This window comes from Holdemanella biformis DSM 3989 (genome assembly GCF_000156655.1).
In the GTDB taxonomy this organism is placed as follows: domain Bacteria; phylum Bacillota_I; class Bacilli_A; order Erysipelotrichales; family Erysipelotrichaceae; genus Holdemanella; species Holdemanella biformis.
Window position 1 is genome coordinate 598,624 of sequence record NZ_DS996841.1, and the last position, 20,912, is coordinate 619,535.

22 protein-coding genes and 1 pseudogene are annotated in these 20,912 nt (G+C 35.0%); 2 read left to right on the plus strand and 21 right to left on the minus strand.

All coding sequences use genetic code 11. The annotated features are described in order from the left end of the window. A pseudogene (locus EUBIFOR_RS04485) lies at positions 1 to 1,929 on the minus strand (DNA-directed RNA polymerase subunit beta); the annotation flags it as partial. Positions 1,930 to 2,181: 252 nt separating this feature from the next. Here EUBIFOR_RS04485 and EUBIFOR_RS04490 point away from each other — a divergent pair. Continuing rightward, positions 2,182 to 2,889 (plus strand): hypothetical protein, encoded by a 708-nt coding sequence (locus EUBIFOR_RS04490; RefSeq protein WP_003864757.1) that lies wholly within the window; start codon positions 2,182 to 2,184, stop codon positions 2,887 to 2,889. 16 nt (positions 2,890 to 2,905) lie between these two features. Here EUBIFOR_RS04490 and EUBIFOR_RS04495 read toward each other — a convergent pair whose 3' ends face one another. Next, a complete protein-coding gene (locus EUBIFOR_RS04495; RefSeq protein WP_003864758.1) occupies positions 2,906 to 4,681 on the minus strand; it encodes an acyltransferase family protein in 1,776 nt (591 codons plus the stop codon). Between the two features lie 148 nt (positions 4,682 to 4,829). Here EUBIFOR_RS04495 and EUBIFOR_RS04500 point away from each other — a divergent pair, with 148 nt between their 5' ends. After that, positions 4,830 to 6,038, plus strand: coding sequence for an L-serine ammonia-lyase, iron-sulfur-dependent, subunit alpha (locus tag EUBIFOR_RS04500; RefSeq protein WP_003864759.1), 1,209 nt, complete (start codon positions 4,830 to 4,832; stop codon positions 6,036 to 6,038). Positions 6,039 to 6,070: 32 nt separating this feature from the next. Here the strand turns inward: EUBIFOR_RS04500 and EUBIFOR_RS04505 are convergent, their stop codons facing one another. The 19 genes from EUBIFOR_RS04505 to upp form a co-directional block, all read right to left on the minus strand. Further along, the gene (locus EUBIFOR_RS04505) at positions 6,071 to 6,721 is read right to left on the minus strand and encodes a CBS and ACT domain-containing protein (RefSeq protein WP_003864760.1); all 651 of its coding nucleotides are present in this window, start codon (positions 6,719 to 6,721) and stop codon (positions 6,071 to 6,073) included. A 4-nt stretch (positions 6,722 to 6,725) separates the two neighbouring features. Beyond that, a complete protein-coding gene (locus tag EUBIFOR_RS04510) occupies positions 6,726 to 7,430 on the minus strand; it encodes an ABC transporter ATP-binding protein (RefSeq protein WP_040466211.1) in 705 nt (234 codons plus the stop codon). Between the two features lie 7 nt (positions 7,431 to 7,437). Then, positions 7,438 to 8,217, minus strand: coding sequence for an ABC transporter ATP-binding protein (locus tag EUBIFOR_RS04515; RefSeq protein ID WP_003864762.1), 780 nt, complete (start codon positions 8,215 to 8,217; stop codon positions 7,438 to 7,440). Then, the gene (locus tag EUBIFOR_RS04520; RefSeq protein ID WP_003864763.1) at positions 8,214 to 9,170 is read right to left on the minus strand and encodes a branched-chain amino acid ABC transporter permease; all 957 of its coding nucleotides are present in this window, start codon (positions 9,168 to 9,170) and stop codon (positions 8,214 to 8,216) included. The genes EUBIFOR_RS04515 and EUBIFOR_RS04520 overlap by 4 nt, the downstream gene beginning before the upstream one ends. 3 nt (positions 9,171 to 9,173) lie before the next feature. Then, positions 9,174 to 10,052: a branched-chain amino acid ABC transporter permease gene (locus EUBIFOR_RS04525; RefSeq protein ID WP_003864764.1), complete on the minus strand. Its 879-nt coding sequence runs from the start codon at positions 10,050 to 10,052 to the stop codon at positions 9,174 to 9,176. 50 nt (positions 10,053 to 10,102) lie between these two features. After that, positions 10,103 to 11,275: an ABC transporter substrate-binding protein gene (locus EUBIFOR_RS04530; protein ID WP_003864765.1), complete on the minus strand. Its 1,173-nt coding sequence runs from the start codon at positions 11,273 to 11,275 to the stop codon at positions 10,103 to 10,105. Positions 11,276 to 11,457: 182 nt separating this feature from the next. Then, complete coding sequence (gene groL / locus EUBIFOR_RS04535; RefSeq protein ID WP_003864766.1) at positions 11,458 to 13,071, minus strand: chaperonin GroEL; 1,614 nt, start codon at positions 13,069 to 13,071, stop codon at positions 11,458 to 11,460. A 16-nt stretch (positions 13,072 to 13,087) separates the two neighbouring features. Beyond that, on the minus strand, positions 13,088 to 13,348 hold the full coding sequence (locus tag EUBIFOR_RS04540) for a molecular chaperone GroES (protein WP_003864767.1): 261 nt from the start codon (positions 13,346 to 13,348) through the stop codon (positions 13,088 to 13,090). 112 nt (positions 13,349 to 13,460) lie between these two features. Then, positions 13,461 to 13,856, minus strand: a complete 396-nt coding sequence (gene atpC, locus EUBIFOR_RS04545) for an ATP synthase F1 subunit epsilon (RefSeq protein ID WP_003864768.1) — start codon at positions 13,854 to 13,856, stop codon at positions 13,461 to 13,463. A gap of 2 nt (positions 13,857 to 13,858) precedes the next feature. Then, positions 13,859 to 15,259 (minus strand): F0F1 ATP synthase subunit beta, encoded by a 1,401-nt coding sequence (gene atpD, locus EUBIFOR_RS04550; RefSeq protein ID WP_003864769.1) that lies wholly within the window; start codon positions 15,257 to 15,259, stop codon positions 13,859 to 13,861. A gap of 12 nt (positions 15,260 to 15,271) precedes the next feature. Further along, positions 15,272 to 16,120 (minus strand): ATP synthase F1 subunit gamma, encoded by an 849-nt coding sequence (gene atpG, locus EUBIFOR_RS04555; RefSeq protein WP_003864770.1) that lies wholly within the window; start codon positions 16,118 to 16,120, stop codon positions 15,272 to 15,274. Next, entirely contained in the window at positions 16,107 to 17,642 is a 1,536-nt protein-coding gene (gene atpA, locus EUBIFOR_RS04560) for a F0F1 ATP synthase subunit alpha (protein ID WP_040466149.1), read from the minus strand. Before atpA ends, atpG begins: the two co-directional genes overlap by 14 nt. 12 nt (positions 17,643 to 17,654) lie before the next feature. After that, complete coding sequence (gene atpH / locus EUBIFOR_RS04565; RefSeq protein WP_003864772.1) at positions 17,655 to 18,182, minus strand: ATP synthase F1 subunit delta; 528 nt, start codon at positions 18,180 to 18,182, stop codon at positions 17,655 to 17,657. Then, positions 18,176 to 18,691, minus strand: a complete 516-nt coding sequence (atpF, locus tag EUBIFOR_RS04570) for a F0F1 ATP synthase subunit B (protein WP_003864773.1) — start codon at positions 18,689 to 18,691, stop codon at positions 18,176 to 18,178. The genes atpH and atpF overlap by 7 nt, the downstream gene beginning before the upstream one ends. 18 nt (positions 18,692 to 18,709) lie before the next feature. Further along, positions 18,710 to 18,952: an ATP synthase F0 subunit C gene (atpE, locus tag EUBIFOR_RS04575; protein WP_003864774.1), complete on the minus strand. Its 243-nt coding sequence runs from the start codon at positions 18,950 to 18,952 to the stop codon at positions 18,710 to 18,712. A gap of 19 nt (positions 18,953 to 18,971) precedes the next feature. Beyond that, positions 18,972 to 19,679 (minus strand): F0F1 ATP synthase subunit A, encoded by a 708-nt coding sequence (gene atpB / locus EUBIFOR_RS04580; protein ID WP_003864775.1) that lies wholly within the window; start codon positions 19,677 to 19,679, stop codon positions 18,972 to 18,974. Then, positions 19,672 to 20,040, minus strand: a complete 369-nt coding sequence (locus EUBIFOR_RS04585; RefSeq protein ID WP_003864776.1) for a hypothetical protein — start codon at positions 20,038 to 20,040, stop codon at positions 19,672 to 19,674. Before EUBIFOR_RS04585 ends, atpB begins: the two co-directional genes overlap by 8 nt. A gap of 4 nt (positions 20,041 to 20,044) precedes the next feature. Next, positions 20,045 to 20,212: an AtpZ/AtpI family protein gene (locus EUBIFOR_RS13525; RefSeq protein ID WP_083783520.1), complete on the minus strand. Its 168-nt coding sequence runs from the start codon at positions 20,210 to 20,212 to the stop codon at positions 20,045 to 20,047. A 3-nt stretch (positions 20,213 to 20,215) separates the two neighbouring features. Then, complete coding sequence (upp, locus tag EUBIFOR_RS04590) at positions 20,216 to 20,836, minus strand: uracil phosphoribosyltransferase (RefSeq protein WP_003864777.1); 621 nt, start codon at positions 20,834 to 20,836, stop codon at positions 20,216 to 20,218. Between the last annotated feature and the right edge of the window lie 76 nt (positions 20,837 to 20,912).

Sequence of the window (20,912 nt, forward strand, 5' to 3'; positions counted from 1 at the left end):
TTTAATTGCAGCTGTCAAAGGACGAATGTTAGTCAATTTTCTTGGAGTTAAGCTATCCATTTCCTGAATTGACATACGTTCTTTAACAACACGTTCCATACGAGATAAACCAATACGGAATTGGTTTTGAATCAATTCACCAACAGAACGAATACGACGGTTACCCAACATATCGATATCATCTGTTGTTCCTACACCTTCCATAACATTTAAGCTATATGAGAAGAATGCATACATATCTGAAACTGTAATTGTATGTTTATTTGCGAATGGGTCATTTCCAGCAACACGTACTTCATCCCCATTGTTATCAATAATATATACTTCTTGAACACATGCACCAATCAACCATGCCGTAATATCTTCGCTTAAAGCACGTTGCTTAACTTGTGTTTCAACATCACTATCGATGGCATCTGGACTTACACCAACCATATAACGGTTCGCAACTAATTCCATATCTGCATCAACAATATCTTCACCTTGCGCATTTGTTAAACGTCCAAGAGCATATAAACGTTGACCATAGTTAAATACAGAATCCATATTTTCGGCTGTTAATTTAACTGGTTGTGCAAACAATCCTGCAAAAATATCAACATTTTCAACAACCTTTTGGATTGCTAAAACATCTTGTTCAGTTAATACTGTACCAGCATCTAAATATGCATCTTCCGTTTCCACATCACTAGCCAATACACGACCAATTAATCCTGTAGTCCAGCTTGTTGGAATTGAAACGATATCTTCTTCATGGAATTCTGAGCGGAATGGATAAGCGACACAATAAGTACCTTTCGCTAATTCTTCACGCAATGCATTTCTTTCATCACGGTGAACCATTGTACCTTTTTCCATGAACACATTGCCATTTACATCAACAATATCATGAGCAAGGCTCATACCATACATACGATCGATCGCATTTAATTTCTTGCGTAATTTATAACGGCCAGCCTTTGTCAAATCATAACGACGGTGATCAAAGAATTTAGCCTGCATCAAAGTGATTGATCCATCTAATGTAGGAATTTCATCACTTCTCTGGTTTTCATAGAAAGAAAGTAAAGCTTCCTGCGTTGTTTTAACTTTATCGTTCAATAAAGAATTTTCGATTTCTTCATATTTTCCAAAGAAGGCAGTGTACAACAACAAATACATATTCATGTATTCGCGATCTTCTGCATCTGTAGCTACATCAGACCAGTTACGTCCCATTGCACGTAAGAACGTTTCCATCATTGATGTATCATGAGTATCTTCATTTACCCCAATATTCAAAGACATACCTATAGCCTTGAATAAGATACTGAATAATACTTTACGACGACGGTCAATAGAAACGTTGATCAAACGTCCATTTGTAGTTTTCTTTTGCTCAGTCATGAACTCTAACCAAGTACCACGACTTGGAATTAATTCACAGCTAAAGTTTTGTTTACCAGTCTTTTCATCATAACTATCCGCAAAATATGCGCCAGGAGAACGTACGATCTGACTAACGATTACACGTTCTGCACCATTGATGATGAATGTACCAGTTTCTGTCATTAAAGGGAAATCCCCTAAATATACTTCTTCACTCTTAGTTACTACTTCCCCAGTTTCTGAGTCCGTAACTTCTAATTCCATATCTGCATATAGAGGTGCTGCAAAATTGCATTCTCTATACATAGATTCCTCAGCGTTATATTTTGGTTCTTCAAAATGATAACGTAAGAAATTTAAGCGAATGTTTTTTCCATAGTTTTCAATTGGATAGATTTCTTCAAATACTTCTTGGATACCTTGTTGCGTAAACCATTTAAATGAATCTGTCTGGATTTCGACAAGATTAGGTAACTCTAATTTACCACTAACCTTTGAGTAATCTCGGCGGGAAGATTTTTTTCCACACGAGACAATACGATATGCTTTGTTGTTGTCCATGCATGCCATCCTTTCGTTCGAATTTGTACTATATTAGGAAGTTTTCATTCGAAAACTTACACTATTATGCAATTTATTATACTACTAGTAAAACCACCAAATGTCAAGAAAAACTTGACAAAACTATAAAAATGGGTTATAAATATTGCCTATCCTTTTTTAGCACCTTCACAAATTAGGTGCTTTTTTATTTGTCCATTTTGACAACCCATATATTTATGCATACAATAAAGAAGTTAAAAGGAGTCTTTAATGAAAAAAATATTAACTATAATCTTAACTTGTTTTTTATCACTTAACCTTGCAGGATGCTCGGCCTCAAAAAACAATGACGATATCCTTGCATTCTTCAATGCATTAGATAATACACTAAATTTAAAAAGTGCCCAAATCAATGGAACACTTGCAATGAAAGATTCAAAATTAAATATTGATGCACAAATTCTTCAAAAAGACGAATTACAGGTTTCTAGTTCCATTGGTCTTGTCGCAGGAAAAAATGTGCAAAATAACTTTTTGAACTTCTATATCAAAGATGGAAAAACATATTTAAATTCCATGGGAACAAAAACACAAAGTACAGTCGATAAAATTGGGTTAAAAAAGAATTCAAAATTAAATGCATACAACCCATTTCTAGATTTAACCGACGATCAATTATGTGAATTGTTTGATTCTTCTAAAAAAGAAAATGACACCTACACATTTAAAGTCAATACAAGCAAATTAGCAACACTACTCGATAACATGGGATCCGTTAAACTAGATCATGCTACACTTGTTGCAACCATCAAAAACGAAAAAATCTCACATATGATTTTAAGCTTTACCGGAACACAAACCGTTGATGATGCGAGTGCTGATATTGATGTTTCAATTGAACTAAGTATCAAAAAACTAAACAAAATCAACTTCCCAAACGATTTAGACAATTATAAAAACGAAACTGCAGAAGATTAATTCCTCTGCAGTCTTTTTATTTATTCACTTTTTCTTCAATCTCTTTTTGTTTTTGCATAACCTCATTAATTTTTTCTTGAATTAAATGAGCATATGCATCAGCACCAGATTCCATCGGATGTATTCCATCCTCTTCTAATAAATCTGTATGCTTAGAAATATAAGAGTTCCAATCTATAATTGTGACATTTGAATGTTTTTTAGCCAATTCATTCAGATATTTATTGTTGCTAGCTTCCCATTCAACTCCAGGCGCATATACATTGACCCAGAAAATAGATTTATCTGAACCAATCATTTCTAATGTTTGTTCAACCGTACTCTCATCCAATACCCCATTTGTTCCTAGTGACATCACAACTGTATTATGCACAGCCCCTTTTGACTCGTACCAACGCAAAACATCTGGTGCTTGTGACATTTGTCTTGAAACAGCTGCATCGACAGTTGCATCTGGATAAACAGCTTGTATATTTGTATATGCTGACAACATAACGGAATCTCCCAAACAGAATAAACCTTTATCAGATACTTTCTGTGAATTTCCACTAGGACTATAATCTACACTTTTAGCCTTTTCCATTTTGCCATCTGATTTTGCATTCTTTTTCTTATTCTTGATAGTTTCTTCATTTTCAGCAATACGTTTTTGCAACGCACTAGAATCCACTTCTTTTGAAGTTGCTAAAGCAATAACACCTGTGGCCTGAAATACAAACCCAACGATTCCACAAGCCAACACGGCTTTTTGAAATTTTGGTTTGATTTGCTTATATTTAAACACCTTTAAGAAATAATTTGTCCATACAACAAGTGCAATCAAAATTACAAATTCAAATAAATATATGATGAAATGTTTATTCCAATCCTTATACTGAAACAAATAAATGACTGGATATTGCCACAAATAAATTTCATAACTATGTTTACCAATCCAATCTAATATAGGCACATCCAACGAAACTGAGCTATTTGCCGTTTTCTCAATTAAGAACATAGACAAAATTGTCGTTAGTGTTAACACCAATAAATATACAATTGGCATTTTACCATCAAAAATAAAGTAAGAAGCTACTAATATAGCTATTAATGAAAGTGAAATGTAAAAATTCTTTTTCGTTTCTTCTTCCTTTGTATATATCCAACCCAAAAGCATACCCGCGAACAATGCATAAATTCGAGTATCCGTTCCATAATACAATCTTGTGACATTCACTTTACATAAATAAAGTATTGGCATTATTAACGCAAAAACAACAGTGACTCCAAGCATTGTCTTGATTGTATTCGACTTTCCTTTTTTTTCTTCCAACTTATATAATCCAAATAATAAAAGCGGAAAAATCAAATAAAACTGCATTTCAATAGACAAGAACCATAAATGAGAAAATGGTGAAGTATTCGCAATTCTAGTAAAGTAATCCAAACTTTGTGAAATCTGCCAAAAGTTATTAAAACCCGCAAATATACTTAATACTTGCATCTTCATTCCACGCAAACTATCATTAGCCAAAAAGAAATAAACACCTAAAGTTGTAAAAACCATTACCAACAATGGTGGATACAATCTTTTTATTCTTGATATATAAAATTTGATAGTAGAAAACTCTCTGTTCTCCATTTTTTTCTTATTTGTGATAACCATTAAAAAACCAGTTAAAACAAAAAATAAAACAACCCCTAAATAACCACCTTTAAACACATTAGGAAACATATGAAATAGCGTAATTCCGATAATCGCAATACCACGCAATCCATCCATTCCCTTTATACGATTTCCTTTTTCTTTCATATCCACATATCCCCTTATAACGCTATTATTAGCACTTTATATTCTAACACAAAAAAACCTTAACAATTATTAATAAATATATAAATTTTTAATATCCCTTTTTAAAAAAATACAATATAATATATTAAGATTCTGAAAGGATAATAACATGCAAAGTATTAAGACAATTTATAAAATCGGACCCGGACCTAGTAGTTCACATACATTCGGTCCAATGATGGCTTCTAAGTATATCAATGAGCATTATCCAGATGCCACACACTTCAAAATCACTTTATTTGGTTCCTTAGCACTTACAGGAAAAGGACACCTTACAGATAAAATCATTTTAAAAACATTGGGTGCTAGTAAATGCGAAATCATTTTTGATATGAAAACGGCTGTCGAACATCCAAACACAATGATTATTGAAGTATTTGACAATGATACAAAGGTTGCACAACACACATTTGTTTCAATCGGTGGCGGCAAAATTGAAATCGATGGTAAAAAAGGCAATGTAGATCCAGAGATTTATCCACACACAAAGATGGATGATATTCAAGTCTATTGCAACGAGCGTCATTTACGTTTAGACCAATATATCGATGAAGTGGAAGATTCTGATTTTGATTCTTATATGAATCAAATCTTTAAACAAATGCTAAAAACAGTAAATACAGGATTAAAGAAGACAGGTGTATTACCTGGAAGCTTAAAAATTGATCGTGTAGCCCATGCATTACACCAATCCGCACAAAGTTGTAGTGATATTCAAGATAAAAACAGTTTATTACTAAGCAGCTATGCCTATGCAGCCAACGAACAAAATGCCAGTGGAGGTATTGTCGTAACTGCTCCAACAATGGGTAGTTGCGGCGTTTTACCAAGTCTTGTATATCATTTCTATCACGATCAAAAATATCCTAAAAAGACACTTATTCAAGGTTTAAAGGTTGCCGGATTAATTGGAAATCTAATCCAGACAAACGCTACTATTTCAGGAGCTAAAGCTGGATGTCAAGCAGAAGTTGGTGCCGCTTGTTCTATGGGTGCTGCTTTTGTTGCTTATTGTCAACTTCAAAACAACGAACAAATTGAATGTGCTGCAGAAATTGGATTAGAACACCATCTAGGACTTACTTGCGATCCAGTTGGTGGATACGTAATGATTCCTTGTATTGAAAGAAATGCAGTAGCTGCACAAAGAAGCGTGGATGCCGCAAGACTTGCCAAATATTTACGCAACGTAAAAAAGAATCGTGTTAGTTTTGATATGGTTGTTAAAACCATGAATCTAACAGGAAAGAAACTTCCAATTGAACTAAAAGAAAGTGCACTTGGCGGCTTAGCCGTTGTTGTACCTGAAAAAGCATAAAGGTCTAATTCATATGAATTAGACCTTTTTCTCTATTTATCACGAACAAAACACTCTAACACTTTATAGCCCTTTCGCTCTAGATCTGCCTGCAAATCATCCGGATCTGTTGTATCACAACGAATAACTAGATTGGCAATTCCATCTTCAAAAGAATACACACCAATATGATTGATATTCACTTTGTTTTCAACAAAGATTTCCGACAACTTACCAATGGCACCAATTTCATCTTTTACGGAAACCGTAATTCTTGAACCCACTTCATCCCATCCAAGAACATTCAAGAAACATTTAAATACATCATTTTGCGTTACAATACCCGTAACTTCACCCGATGCATTGATGACCGGCAAACATCCAATATTGTTTTTCAACATTTTCTGTGTCGCATATTCCATCAATTCATTTTCATCCACAGAAATGACTTTTTTTACCATCACAGTACTTACAGTCGTTTTTGACAACAAATAATTTAATTCATATATACTTAAGCTTGTCGCATTCGTTGTACCCGAATTTGAAATCATACCCTCAGTAATCAATCCAACAAGTTGACCTTTTTCAACAACTGGAACACGGTGAATTTCCTTTTCCTTCATCAAATCAATGATTTGTGAAATCGTTGCATCTGGTTCAGCACATATAACATTTTTTGTCATATAATCCTTAACTTTAAACATCTTATTATCCTCCTAGATATGCCTTTTGAACATCCGAACTTTTGGCAAGTTCTTCCCCTGTACCTGACATTACAACTTTACCCGTCTCTAAAACATAGGCACGATGCGCAATTGACAAAGCCATCTTTGCGTTTTGTTCTACCAATAAAACCGTTGTTCCCGATTTATTGATTTCTTCAATAATATTAAAGATTTCCTTAACTAATATTGGAGCAAGACCCATGCTTGGCTCATCCAAAAGTAACAATTTAGGCTTAGCCATTAAAGCACGTCCCATCGCTAACATTTGTTGCTCACCACCAGATAAAGTAGAAGCATCCTGATTCATACGTTCTTTTAAGATTGGAAACTGTTCACAAACCTTTTCATAATCATGCTTAATTCCATCTTTATCTTTTCTTAAAAAAGCACCCATCATCAAGTTTTCATATACACTCATACCCGTAAAGATACGACGACCTTCTGGCACTTGCGTTAAACCCATCTCAACAATATGTTTCGGATTGGCCTTCATAATTGATTCATTTAAAAAGTTGATTTCTCCAGCCGACTTTTTAACAATGCCACTAATGGACTGCATCATTGTCGTTTTTCCAGCACCATTGGCACCAATCAACGCGACAATTTCACCTTCATTTACTTCTAAACTGATGCCTTTTAAAGCTTCAATAACACCATAATGCACATGAAGATCTTTGATTTCTAACATTGCCATACTAGATCTCCTCTCCTAAATATGCCTTAACTACAAACTCATTTTGCTTAATTTCTTCAGGCGTACCATTCGCTATCATTTTACCATAGTTCAAAACATAAATACGCTCGCAAATCTTCATAACCAAAGACATATCATGCTCAATCAGGATTACAGTTAATTTATATTTTTCTCGAATATGATCAATCAATTCCGTTAACTCTTTTGTTTCTTGCGGATTCATACCTGCAGCTGGCTCATCCAAATATAAAATTTTGGGCTGAATTGCCAAAGCACGAGCAATCTCCAATCGACGTTGTTTACCATAAGGAAGATTTGTCGCCAATTCATTTCTTAAAGAATACAATCCAACTTCTTTTAATAATTCTTCTGCCTTTTCTTCGACCCACTTCTCTTCTTTATAATATGTAGGCAAGCGCAAAATTGCAGCTAATGTTCCATAACGAATATTTTTATGCATCGCAACCTTAACATTTTCTAAGACTGTCATCGATTTAAATAAACGAATATTTTGAAAAGTTCGGGCAACACCTAAGTTTGTGATTTTATAAGGCTTCAATCCCCCAATCTGAATACTTTTATTTTGATCCATCAATTCAATCAAACCACTACTTGGTTCATAAACACCTGTCAATAAGTTGAATAATGTTGTTTTCCCAGCACCATTTGGACCAATCAAACCAATAAGCTCTCCCTCATTGATTGTCATAGACACATTAGAAACTGCACAAAGGCCACCGAAATTCTTTGTCAAATTTTTTACATTTAAAATTGTTTTCATGCAGATTTCTCCTTTCGCTTATCAAATAATTTCTTAAATGACAATTCTTTTGTGCCTAAAATTCCCGTTGGCTTAAAGATCATGATTCCAACCAATGCCAAGCCATAAATAATCATTCGAATTTCTGAAAAGTTTGCCAAAACAACATTGATAATACCAATCGCAACAGCTGCCAAAACACTCGATGTCATAGAGCCCATACCACCAAATACGACCATAACCAAGATATCGATGGATTTATTAAATGTAAATTGATCTGGCTTAATAACATAGAAGTTACAAGCAAACAATGCTCCAGCTAAAGAAGCTAATAACGCACCAATCACAAAGGCAATAACTTTATATTTCGTGGTATTGATACCCATTGCCTCACTAGCAATCTCATCTTCACGAATCGATAAACAAGCTCGTCCTGGAGCGGAATGCGTAAAGTTACAAACAACTAAAATTGAAATAACAGCACACACAAACAACAATGGAAATGTTGTTAATTTGGGAATTCCATTTAGTCCAGCTGCTCCATTTGTGATTTCCATATTCTGTACTAGGATACGAACAATTTCTGCAAATCCCAATGTTGCAATCGCCAAATAATCCCCTTTTAAACGTAATGTTGGAATAGAAACAATCAAAGCTACAATGGTTGAAAGAACAAAACCAATCAATACTCCAATAACCAAACCTGTCATATTTGGCATCATTTTAACCATAATACCAGCACAATATGCTCCAATACACATAAATCCAGCATGCCCTAAAGAGAATTGGCCACATACACCAATAACTAAATTTAACGAAACAGCTAAAATAATATTAATAAAAATATTATATAAAGTAATTGAATAATAAGATCCAATAATTCCAACTTTCATTAAAATTGTTAAAACTACAAAAGATACGACAGAAAGTAAAAGCCAAGCAAAATTTGCCTTATTCAATAATTCTTTACGCATGACTTACACCTTCTCTCTCACGTTTTTACCTAATAAACCAGCTGGTTTTAAGATCAAAATCAAAATCAAAATAATGTAAACAATCGCATCCTTATACAAAGAACTACCATATGCGGTAACCATCGTTTCGGCAATACCAATAAATAATCCACCAATCATGGCTCCTGGAATACTTCCAATGCCACCAAATACAGCGGCAATAAATGCTTTTAACCCTGGTGTCATACCCATTAATGGATTGATTGAGTTATAGTAAATACCAACTAGAACACCGGCAACACCTGCTAAAGCAGATCCTAATAAGAATGTAAAAGAAATTGTTTTATCTACATCGATTCCCATCAAACGTGCAGCATCTTCATCGACACTTACAGCACGCATGGCACGGCCCATTTTTGTCTTCTGAACAATAAATTGCAAAACAATCATTAAAATTACGGTAATGACAAAAATATAGACTTGTTGCATCGTAATCGTAACGGGGCCTAAATGAAAAGAGGCACTCGTTAATAATTTAGGATAGGTTCTTACTTCACTTCCCATAATATATTGTGTTGCATATTCCAACACATAACTTACACCAATAGCTGTAATCAATGCGGTAATTCGAGTCGCATGACGAAGTGGCTTATACGCAATGCGTTCAATCAAAACACCAACGACTCCACAAAAAACCATTGAAATCAATAGGGCAGGAATAAATCCCAATCCACAATATGTTGTTATTAGAAATGCACAATAAGCTCCTAACATATAGATATCTCCATGTGCAAAGTTGATCAATTTAATAATTCCATAAACCATAGTATATCCCAAGGCAATCAAGGCATAAATACTTCCTAAGGATAGACCATTGACTAGTTGTTGTAAAAAAGCAGTCATATTAACCTCCTTATTAAAAAAGAGGGGGAATTGTCCCCCTGAACAAATACTTATTTATTTGGATCTACTGATACGGCTTCAGTTTGAACACCATCTACTAAGTTAACAACTAATACAGATTTCTTAGGTGAATGTGTCTTATCAAATGTGAATGAACCCGTTAAACCTTCAAATTTAGCATCAGCGATAGCCTTTTGTAGATCTGCACCTGTTTTACCAGCTTTTTCTAAAGCTTGTAAACCTAAGTTAGTAGCATCATATGTTAATGCAGAGAACATATTTGGAGCTTCCCCATATTCTTTTGTATATGCATCTACAAATGCAGTTAAATCATCACTTGCGTTAACTGTAGTATAAGCAGTTGAATAGTAGCAGTTATTTAAATTTTCTTTACCTGCAAGTTCAGCTAATTTTTCTGATTCAAATCCATCAGCGCCTAAAATTGTGCAATCCATACCAGCTTCACGAGCCTGTTTAATAATTAATCCAGCTTCTGAATAGTAACCAGCGATGAATAATACATCTGCTCCTTTATCTTTTACTTTCGTAATGATACCTGCAAAGTCAGTATCTTTCGCATTATAACTTTCAGTAGCTACAACTTCTCCACCTAAATCTTCAAATTTTTGTGTAAATACTTTAGTAAGACCCTTTCCATAATCACTGACTTCATTGATAATAACCGCTTTTTTCTTACCTAAATTTTCATATCCAAACTTAGCCATTGCCTTACCTTGATATGAGTCTTCAAAACAAATACGGAACGCATATTCATAAGGAGAATCTCCATTCATTGTTGCATCGACCTGAGTAGCTGATGGTGAAATAACTGGAACCTGGTTTTGATCCGCTACTGGATATGTTGCGATAGAAGCACCAGAAGTTGCAGGTCCTACCACAAAGGCTACACCATCTTCAGTCATCAATTTTGTAGCCGCACTAGTCGATTCACTCGCATCTCCTTTATTATCCATTTTAACAGCTTTAATTTTATACTTTGAATCCTTATTTGCGTTATATTGTTTAATCGCAAGAGAAGCCCCTTTATACTCCGCTTGACCATAAGAAGCTACAGCACCCGATAATTCATAGTTCAAACCAATTTTGACTGTATCTCCCTCTTTTAATTCTGTACTAGCAGTTCCACTTCCCGAACTACATCCGACTAACATGCTTAATGCGACAACACTAGAAGCAAACGTTTTTAATAATTTACCTTTCATAATCTATACCTCCCTCGAGTTGTACTGATATAATAGCGCAAGCGGAAAACGTTTTCAAGTGCTTTTTACATTTTGTTACATTTGATTTTACATTGCATTTTACATTTTACATCGTTTTCAGGCATTTTCTTGGACAAAAAAAATAGCCAAGGTTTATTAAACCTTAGCTATTCAATCACCTATTAATACATTCCTTGAGGCATTGCAGGTGCAGCTTCTTCTTTATCGATTTTTGCCACTCCAGCCTCTGTTGTTAAGAACAAGGCTGAAATACTAGAAGCATTCATCAATGCATTACGAGTTACCTTTGTAGGATCAATAATTCCAGACTCAATCATATTAACCCATTTACCATTTTTGGCATCGAATCCTACATTTTCTTCAGCTGCTTTTTGTCTTTCAACAATCTCTTCACTGTTATATCCAGCATTATCGGCAATCTGAGTAATTGGAGCTAATAATGCATCAAATACAACTTTAATACCCTTTTGAACATCCACTACATCCGATTTCACTTTATCTTTTAAAGCCCCATAAGCCTTTACTAAACAAGCTCCACCACCAACTACAATACCTTCACTAACGGCAGCACGAGTTGAGTTCAATGCATCTTCAATACGAAGTTTCTTTTCTTTCAATTCACTTTCAGTTGCAGCACCCACTTTAATAATCGCAACACCATTTGATAATTTACCTAAACGCTCTGCCATACGTTTCTTATCATAATCACTTGTTGTGTTTTCCATTTGTGCTTCAATTTCAGATACACGAGCAGCCACTTCTTCTTTGCTTCCAGCTCCGCCGATCATTGTTGTATTATCTTTTGTGACAACAATCTTTTTAACTGTACCTAAATCCGATAACTGCATATCTTTCAATTCCATATTCAAATCTTTAGAATAGAATTTAGCACCTGTCATGATCGCAATATCTTGCAACATTTCTTTTTGATTATCACCAAAACCAGGAGCTTTTGTAGCTACTACATTGAATGTTCCACGAAGTTTATTCAATGCCAAAGTAGAGACAACTTCATTTTCTAAATCTTCTGCAATAATTAATAATGCACGATTTGCCTGAACCAATTGTTCAAGTAATGGCAAGATTTCCTGAATATTTGTGATTTTTTGATCCGTTACTAATACATAAGCATTTTCCATTGTAGCTTCCATCTTTTCACGATCACTAACCATATATGGAGAAACATAACCCTTGTCATATTGCATACCTTCACTAATTTCAAGTTCTGTTTCAAAGCCTTTTGAATCATCCGTTGAAATGACACCATCACGACCAACCTTTTCCATCGCATCCGCAATGATCTTACCAATTTCTTCTGAACCTGATGAAATTGTCGCAACATTAGCAATATCCTTACTGCTTTCTACTTTCTTAGAAACAGATAAGATATATTCACTTACAGCCTTAGCTGCCTTTTCAATACCTTCACGCATCAATACAGGATTTGCCCCACGATCAACTTGACGCAAACCATTTTCAATCATACTTTGAGCTAAAATGGTAGCCGTTGTCGTTCCATCACCCGCTGTATCATTTGTCTTATTGGCAACTTCATATACCAATTTAGCACCCATGTTTTCAAACTTATCTTCCAATTCAATTTCTTTGGCAATACTTACACCATCATTAGTGATTAATGGTGAACCATAATCTTTTTCAAGAACAACATTACGTCCCTTAGGACCTAGAGTAACACGAACTGCATTTGCCAATGTGTTAACACCTCTTAACATGGATTCACGAGCATCTTTTGAAAAACGTACTTCTTTAGCCATAATATATTACCTCCTACTATTTGCTTACCGCAATAATATCTTCATCTTTGATGACAATAAATTCTTCATCATCGATCTTCATTGTAGTACCTGAATATTCTTTATATAAAACCTTGTCTCCACAAGCATATCCAGCCTCTTTGACATCAGCTCCAATACTTGCGACAACTGCAAGCTTTGATTTCTCTTTTCCACTTGTCAAAATGATTCCACTTGCCGTAGTTTTTTCTTCTTTCTCTTTCTTTAATAAAACATAATCATGTAAAGGTTGTAACATAATTCATCCTCCTTTTAGCACTTAACTATTCTAACTGCTAAATACTATTATACTCATTTTTAGCACTGATGCAACAAGTTTGCTAAAATTTGACAAAAGAAAATGGCGAGGATTACTCGCCATATACATGAATTCTATTAATAGCTCTTTCTAAAGATAATTGAGCTCTTTTTAGATTCGTGTTTGAATCTTTCTTTTCTAAACGCTCTTTAGCACGTTCCATTGATTTTTTAGCACGCTCAAGATCGATATCTTTTTTACCCTCGATCGCATCAGCTAGAATCATGCCTTCATTTTTATTGAATTGTAAAAAGCCGCCAGAAATCGCATAGACTTCTTCTTCGTCATTTTCATTCTTTAAAACAAGTTTACAAGGAACTAAAGATGCAAAGATTGGCATATGATTCGGTAAAATCGTAGTTTCACCAATGACTGTCTTTACATGAATACTCTTTACGTCTTGTTTTAAATATTCGCCTTTAGGTGTTACAACTTTAAAAGCAATCATGACTATTCACCAGCCATTTTTTCAGCTTTTTTTTGTGCTTCTTCAATTGTTCCAACAAACATGAATGCTTGTTCAGGAAGATCATCGAATTCACCAGCTAATAAACGTTCGAAACTACGAATTGTATCTTCCAAAGGTACATATTTTCCAGGAATACCTGAGAATACTTCGGCTACATTAAATGGTTGTGACAAGAAGTTACGAACACGACGTGCACGGTTTACAACTTTCTTATCTTCTTCACTTAATTCATCCATACCTAAAATGGCGATGATATCTTGAAGATCTTTATATCTCTGTAGGATATTTTGAACTCCACGAGCTACTTTATAGTGTTTTTCACCAACCACAAGTGGATCCAAGATACGTGAACTCGATTCAAGTGGATCTACGGCAGGATAAATACCTAATGCCGCAATATCACGGTCCAATACGGTTTTTGCATCCAAGTGAGAGAATGTTGTTGCTGGAGCTGGGTCCGTTAAGTCATCCGCAGGTACATAAATAGCCTGTACAGAAGTAATAGAACCATCTTTTGTTGATGTAATTCTTTCTTGTAACTGTCCCATTTCTGTAGCTAATGTAGGTTGATATCCTACGGCACTAGGAACACGTCCTAATAAGGCACTTACTTCAGATCCTGCCTGTGTAAAACGGAAGATATTATCAATAAACAACAATACATCTTGATGTTCTACGTCACGGAAATATTCTGCCATTGTAAGACCTGTTAATCCAACACGCATTCTGGCTCCTGGACTTTCATTCATCTGTCCATAAACCAATACAGTCTTATCTAATACACCACTATCTTTCATCTCGTGATACATATCATTTCCTTCACGAGTTCTTTCGCCTACACCTACTACAACGGATTTACCACCATGCTCTTTGGCAATATTGTGGATCAATTCCTGAATCAATACGGTTTTACCAACACCGGCACCACCGAACAATCCAATTTTACCACCCTTTGCGTAAGGACATAATAAATCGATTACTTTAATACCCGTTTCTAATGGTTCACTCGTCGTACTTTGTTCATCAAATGCAGGTGCTTTTCTATGAATTGGCATAGTATTCGCATCTACATCACCTAAACCATCAATTGGCTTACCTAATACGTTAAACATACGACCCAATACATTTTCTCCAACAGGAGCTTGAATTGGCTTTCCTGTATCAATGGCATCCATACCACGTACTAAACCATCTGTACTTCCCATCGCAATACAACGTACTCGATCTGAACCAATATCTTGTTCGACTTCTACAATTAGATTTTCTTCATTTGGGCGTTCAATTTCAATTGCCGTTAATAAATCTGGTAAATTGTTTTGTGAAAACTGAATATCCACAACTGGACCAATGATCTCAACGACTTTTCCAATATTTTGACTCATCTTTACCCTCCTTTATGAAAGTGCATTTGCACCACCGACAATTTCAGTAATTTCTTGCGTAATTGCACCCTGACGTACACGGTTATATGCAAGTTCAAGATCATTCTGCAACTCTTCTGCATTGTCAGTTGCACTCTCCATTGCCATTCTTCGAGAAGCCTGTTCGCTAGTTTTACTTTCTAAATAACGAGAGTAAAGAATTGATTTTGTCACCATAGGAATCATGTTTTGTAGCATTGTTTCCTTATCTGGTTCAAAAATCATATCCGCATGCATGCCTGACTTCTTTTCTTCCTGAGGCTTAGAAACAGGTAAAACCGTTTCTAAAGTAGGAACAAATGTCAATGTATTTTTATAGTGCGTATATAAAATTTGAATTTTTGAAATTTCTTTCTTTTCAAACAAGTCTAATGCATCCTGCATACATTTCGATAAAGCATTATATACATCATCCTCGTCAAGATCACTTAATACAGTTTCAACATTATAGTCACGTTTTGAAATCCATGCAGCACCACGAACTCCAACCATAACTATATGATCCTCATTTGAAAACTCATCTTGTATCATACGATACACGTTCGCATTGTAGCCTCCACAAAGTCCCATATCGCTCGTAATCACAAAGATAAAGCTTGGCTTTCCTTGATTCTCATTTAAATACATGGAATCATTTCCAGCACTACGAAGTACCATTGTGAAAAGTTCTTGAAGACCTTGTGCATAACTACGGTTTTCTTCCATAATTTGTCTTTGTCTAGTTAATTTACTTGAAGCAATCAGTTGCATTGCTTTTGTGATTTTCTTTGTTGAACTAACGGAACTGATTCGAGCCTGAATAGCCTGTCTACTTTGTGCCATGTTGCGCACCCTTTTCTAGCGCATATTGATTTGCGTAGGCATCTAAAGCCTTCTTAATATCGGCTTCTAATTCATCGTCAATTGCCTTTTTCATTTCAATCTGATCTAGAACATAAGGATATTCACGATGTACATATTCCAACATTCCTTGTTCAAATTCACCAACTTGGTCTACTTCAACAGGTTTTAAATATCTATTTTTTGCAGCATATAAAGATAATACTTGTTCAGGCACTGTTAATGGTGAATATTGTTTTTGAATCAATAATTGAGTCAATCTTGCACCATGATCCAGTACATCTTTTGTACTTGCATCTAAATCAGAACCAAATTTCGCAAAAGATTCCATTTCACGATATTGGGCAAGCTCTAATTTTAATGAACCAGATACCTGCTTCATAGCCTTTGTTTGTGCAGCACTACCTACACGGCTAACACTTAAACCGCTATCTACACTTGGACGAATACCTTCATTAAACATATCTGTCTTTAAGAAGATCTGTCCATCTGTAATTGAAATTACATTTGTAGGAATATAAGCAGAAATATCTCCGGCTTGCGTTTCAATGATTGGTAAAGCGGTTAAAGATCCACCACCATAATTTTCATTTAAACGAGCAGCACGCTCTAATAAACGAGAATGCAAATAGAAGACATCTCCAGGATAGGCTTCACGTCCAGGAGGACGACGAAGAAGTAAAGACAGTGTACGGTAAGCTACGGCATGTTTTGATAAATCATCATAAACAATTAGTACATCTTCTCCATTTTCCATCCATTCTTCACCCATAGCACAACCTGCATATGGTGCAATATATTGTAATGGCGCTGCCTCAGATGCAGTAGCCGCTACAATTGTTGTATACTCCATAGCTCCATGTTGTTTTAATTTTTCAACAATTTGAGCTACAGTACTCGCTTTTTGTCCAATCGCTACATAAATACATTTTACGTTTTGACCTTTTTGATTCAAAATCGTATCAATTGCGATAGCTGTTTTACCTGTTTGACGATCCCCAATGATCAACTCACGCTGACCACGTCCAATTGGAATCATAGAGTCAATAATTTTTAAACCCGTTTGTAATGGAACAGAAACACTCTTTCTTGTCATTACACCTGGGGCAACACGCTCAACCGGACGTGTTTTATCTGTTTGGATTTCACCTAAACCATCAATCGGCTGCCCTAATGCATTGACAACACGACCCATCAAACTATCACCAACTGGAACTTCAATGATGTGACCTGTACGTTTTACAACGTCACCTTCTTTGATATCTGAATTATCACCTAAAAGTACAACACCTACTTGTTCATCTTCTAAGTTCATGACCATACCATATACATCATGAGGGAATAACAACAATTCACTCATCATGGCATTTTTCAATCCATATACCGTTGCGATACCATCACCAACTGTAAGAATAGTACCACTTTCATTCATTTCAAGATCCTGGTCGATACTTTGAATCTGAGCTTTGATTAATTTTGAAATCTCTGCTGGATTTAAACTCATCATATCACCTGCTTATCTATTAATTGCTTCCTTCATTGCGTTAATCTTCGCAACAAGGGTATTATCCATCACCAAGTCACTTGCCTGTACTTTAATACCTGCAATCAAAGATGGATCCACTTGCACTTCAAGTTCAAGTGTTTTATTTAATTTTTTCTCTAACATCTCTTTCAATCTTGATAATTGATCTTCATCAAGCTTCGATGCACTTGTAACCTTAACAATTTCAATTCTATGTCTCTTTCGATAACACGCTTCATAAGCATCACTAATTTTATCAAGATGAGAAAGTTCATTATGCTCATTTAACACAAGCAAAAAACGAAATACAGTTGTATCTAATTCGGATTCAAAAGCTGTCTGGATGATTTCCTTTTTCTTTACTCGAGGAATACTTGGATGTGCTAAAATTTGACTCAATTCTGACACTGAAGTAATCACTTGCGCTACTTGTTTTAGCTCAGACATCCAAGCAATTTCTTGTTTTGAATCTTGTGCTAATTCAAATAGAGCCTCGGCATAAGGCGTGTAATCTACCATTGTTTATCGCCTGCCTGTTCAATAAAATCTTCCACGAACTGCTTCTGTGTTTTTTCATCCATTTCTTTTTTGATCAACTGACTTGCAGCACTTAAAGCAACATCACTGATTGCTTTTTTCATTTCTTTTTGAGCGTCACGCTTTTGACGTTCAATATCTTCATTTGCGTTTTTCTTAATACGCAAAGCTTCATCATTTGCTTCTTTTATAATCTGCTGTTTTTCTTGATCCGCATGTGCTCTAGCTGAAACAAGAATGGTATGAGCTTCTTGCGAAACATTACGCAATTTTTCATCATACTTCTCTTTAACATCTTCAGCCTGCTTTTTAATAGCTACTGAAGAATCGATATTTTCTTGAATTAAATCTTGTCGTTTTTGAATTAAAGTTAGTAATTTATCCCAAAAGAATTTTTTGGCGAACATTACAATCAAAAATGTAGAAATACAAACTAAAACAACATCGGTCAATGAAATACGCAAATAATTGTCAATATTAAAGTCAATCATTACCGATTCTCCCAATCATTAACCTTTGATGAAAATTAATAAAATCGCAATGATCAACGCATAGATACCAGTTGTTTCGGCTAAGGCAATACCAAGTACCATGATTGATTGAATTTTACTTGCTGCATCTGGGTTACGACCAACACTTTCTGCACCTTTACTAGCTGCAATACCCTGACCAATACCAGGACCTAAACCAGCAATCATCGCAATACCTGCACCTAAGCAAGCCATACCACGTACGAAAAATTCATTAAACATTTTATTTTCCTCCTATTTATTAATCTTCCTGAATCGCTACTTGTTGTCCTAAGAAAAACGAACTAAGCGTAAAGAAGATATATGTCTGAATTACACCTGAGAATATATCAAAATACATATGTAAGAAAGGCGTTACTAATAAACCTAAAAGTCCTACTGGCATCAGCATTTTAATTAATGTATAGACCAACATAGAAATGATATATCCTGCCAAAATATTACCAAATAAACGCATTGTTAATGAGATAGGCAACGCCAACTCTCCTATGACATTCAATGGTGTCAACAAAAACATTGGTTCCGTCAACTCTTTCATTCGCGCTAATAATCCACCTTTTTTAATACCATTACCTTGGATCATCAACCACATTGTGACAGCCAATGTCGCATTAAAACTTACATTGCTCGTTGGATTTTGAAGTCCAATCAAACCAATTAAGTTGCTTACAATCATCATCACAATCAAAGTACCAAACAATGGAATATACTTCTTTGTTGTTTCCCTTAAATTATCTTTAATTACGTAAAGTACTAAGTTGTACATCTCCTCACAAATATACACAATCCCCTTACTTGATTTGGATGGATCCTGTGCCTCAATTTTCTTCCCCGCAAAATAAAAGAAGAACGCAAAGAAAACACAAATTCCAAGCCAAACAAGAATCGATTGCTGAATCTGTAAAGAGAACTTTCCTATGTGAATGATAATTGCACTTACATCACTCATGGAAATCCTCCTTTTCTTTTAGTGCATATAAAAGAATCGCTCCTTTATTACACATTAGCCCAACAAGAACAGCCAATATAGGCAATTCCATCAATTGACAAACAACTAGAACTAGACCATACATTAAATATCGTTTCATATATTCTTGTGTACCAATCTTTTTTCCAGCCGCTTCATCCGTTGGGATATTTAAAGCCATTTGAACAATCTTATGATATCCAACTAAACCTGTCAGACATCCAATCCAAACCGCTATAAATACTTGAATCATTTGAGAATGAAAAATCATTGCACAAGCTATAGAACAAAATAAGCTAAAAGCCAAAGTATACCTTTTTATTTTTTTATTCATTTGCTGCATTGTTCTACCTCGATTTTTTAATCAATAAAATTACGCTACCAATTATGCTATATAATAAACCAATAATCACAAATAGTGGAGTTGTATGTAACCAACCATCAATATTGTAACCAATAAGGCCAAATATCAACATACTTGTGCATAGCATTCCCGAAAAAGCATAAGGTTTCATCAACTATTTTGTACCGAAAATACGATCGCCTGCATCTCCTAAACCAGGAACAATATATCCATGCTCATTTAAATGATCATCTAATGATGCCAAATAAATATCTACATCTGGGTGTGCTTCTTCAACCGTTTTCACACCTTCAGGAGCTCCAACCAAACAAACTAATTTAATATTTGTAGCACCTTGTTTTTTAACCATATCAATAGCCGCAACACTAGATCCACCTGTTGCCAACATTGGATCCACAACAATTGTAATTGCTTCTTCTAAATTTTTCGGATATTTTTCAAAATAAGTGTGTGGTTCTAAAGTTTCTTCATCACGATACATACCAACATGTGCAATTTTAGCAGTTGGAATTAAATCTTGAATTCCATTTACCATACCAAGTCCAGCACGTAAAATTGGTACAATAACCACTTTTTTAGCCAATTCATAGCCAGTGTACGGACAAATTGGAGTTTCAATCTCAACTGGATTTAATGGTAGATCACGCGTGATTTCATAAACCATTAATCCTCCAATTTCATCTAAGTTTTGACGAAAATCTTTCGTCCCCGTATCCTTTTTTCGCATAACTGTTAGTTTATGCTTAATTAAAGGATGATCAATAACTGTTAACATTTAAATTACCTACCTTTATACTCATAATTATAACATCCTTATCCATAATAGAAAACACTGAAAGAAATGGATTCCT

Coding starts and splice junctions, on each gene's coding strand:
- EUBIFOR_RS04490 (WP_003864757.1), top strand. CDS start 2,182: ATGAAAAAAATATTAACTATAATCTTAACTTGTTTTTTATCACTTAAC.
- EUBIFOR_RS04495 (WP_003864758.1), bottom strand. CDS start 4,681: ATGAAAGAAAAAGGAAATCGTATAAAGGGAATGGATGGATTGCGTGGT.
- EUBIFOR_RS04500 (WP_003864759.1), top strand. CDS start 4,830: ATGCAAAGTATTAAGACAATTTATAAAATCGGACCCGGACCTAGTAGT.
- EUBIFOR_RS04505 (WP_003864760.1), bottom strand. CDS start 6,721: ATGTTTAAAGTTAAGGATTATATGACAAAAAATGTTATATGTGCTGAA.
- EUBIFOR_RS04510 (WP_040466211.1), bottom strand. CDS start 7,430: ATGTTAGAAATCAAAGATCTTCATGTGCATTATGGTGTTATTGAAGCT.
- EUBIFOR_RS04515 (WP_003864762.1), bottom strand. CDS start 8,217: ATGAAAACAATTTTAAATGTAAAAAATTTGACAAAGAATTTCGGTGGC.
- EUBIFOR_RS04520 (WP_003864763.1), bottom strand. CDS start 9,170: ATGCGTAAAGAATTATTGAATAAGGCAAATTTTGCTTGGCTTTTACTT.
- EUBIFOR_RS04525 (WP_003864764.1), bottom strand. CDS start 10,052: ATGACTGCTTTTTTACAACAACTAGTCAATGGTCTATCCTTAGGAAGT.
- EUBIFOR_RS04530 (WP_003864765.1), bottom strand. CDS start 11,275: ATGAAAGGTAAATTATTAAAAACGTTTGCTTCTAGTGTTGTCGCATTA.
- groL (WP_003864766.1), bottom strand. CDS start 13,071: ATGGCTAAAGAAGTACGTTTTTCAAAAGATGCTCGTGAATCCATGTTA.
- EUBIFOR_RS04540 (WP_003864767.1), bottom strand. CDS start 13,348: ATGTTACAACCTTTACATGATTATGTTTTATTAAAGAAAGAGAAAGAA.
- atpC (WP_003864768.1), bottom strand. CDS start 13,856: ATGATTGCTTTTAAAGTTGTAACACCTAAAGGCGAATATTTAAAACAA.
- atpD (WP_003864769.1), bottom strand. CDS start 15,259: ATGAGTCAAAATATTGGAAAAGTCGTTGAGATCATTGGTCCAGTTGTG.
- atpG (WP_003864770.1), bottom strand. CDS start 16,120: ATGGCACAAAGTAGACAGGCTATTCAGGCTCGAATCAGTTCCGTTAGT.
- atpA (WP_040466149.1), bottom strand. CDS start 17,642: ATGAGTTTAAATCCAGCAGAGATTTCAAAATTAATCAAAGCTCAGATT.
- atpH (WP_003864772.1), bottom strand. CDS start 18,182: ATGGTAGATTACACGCCTTATGCCGAGGCTCTATTTGAATTAGCACAA.
- atpF (WP_003864773.1), bottom strand. CDS start 18,691: ATGATTGACTTTAATATTGACAATTATTTGCGTATTTCATTGACCGAT.
- atpE (WP_003864774.1), bottom strand. CDS start 18,952: ATGTTTAATGAATTTTTCGTACGTGGTATGGCTTGCTTAGGTGCAGGT.
- atpB (WP_003864775.1), bottom strand. CDS start 19,679: ATGAGTGATGTAAGTGCAATTATCATTCACATAGGAAAGTTCTCTTTA.
- EUBIFOR_RS04585 (WP_003864776.1), bottom strand. CDS start 20,040: ATGCAGCAAATGAATAAAAAAATAAAAAGGTATACTTTGGCTTTTAGC.
- EUBIFOR_RS13525 (WP_083783520.1), bottom strand. CDS start 20,212: ATGAAACCTTATGCTTTTTCGGGAATGCTATGCACAAGTATGTTGATA.
- upp (WP_003864777.1), bottom strand. CDS start 20,836: ATGTTAACAGTTATTGATCATCCTTTAATTAAGCATAAACTAACAGTT.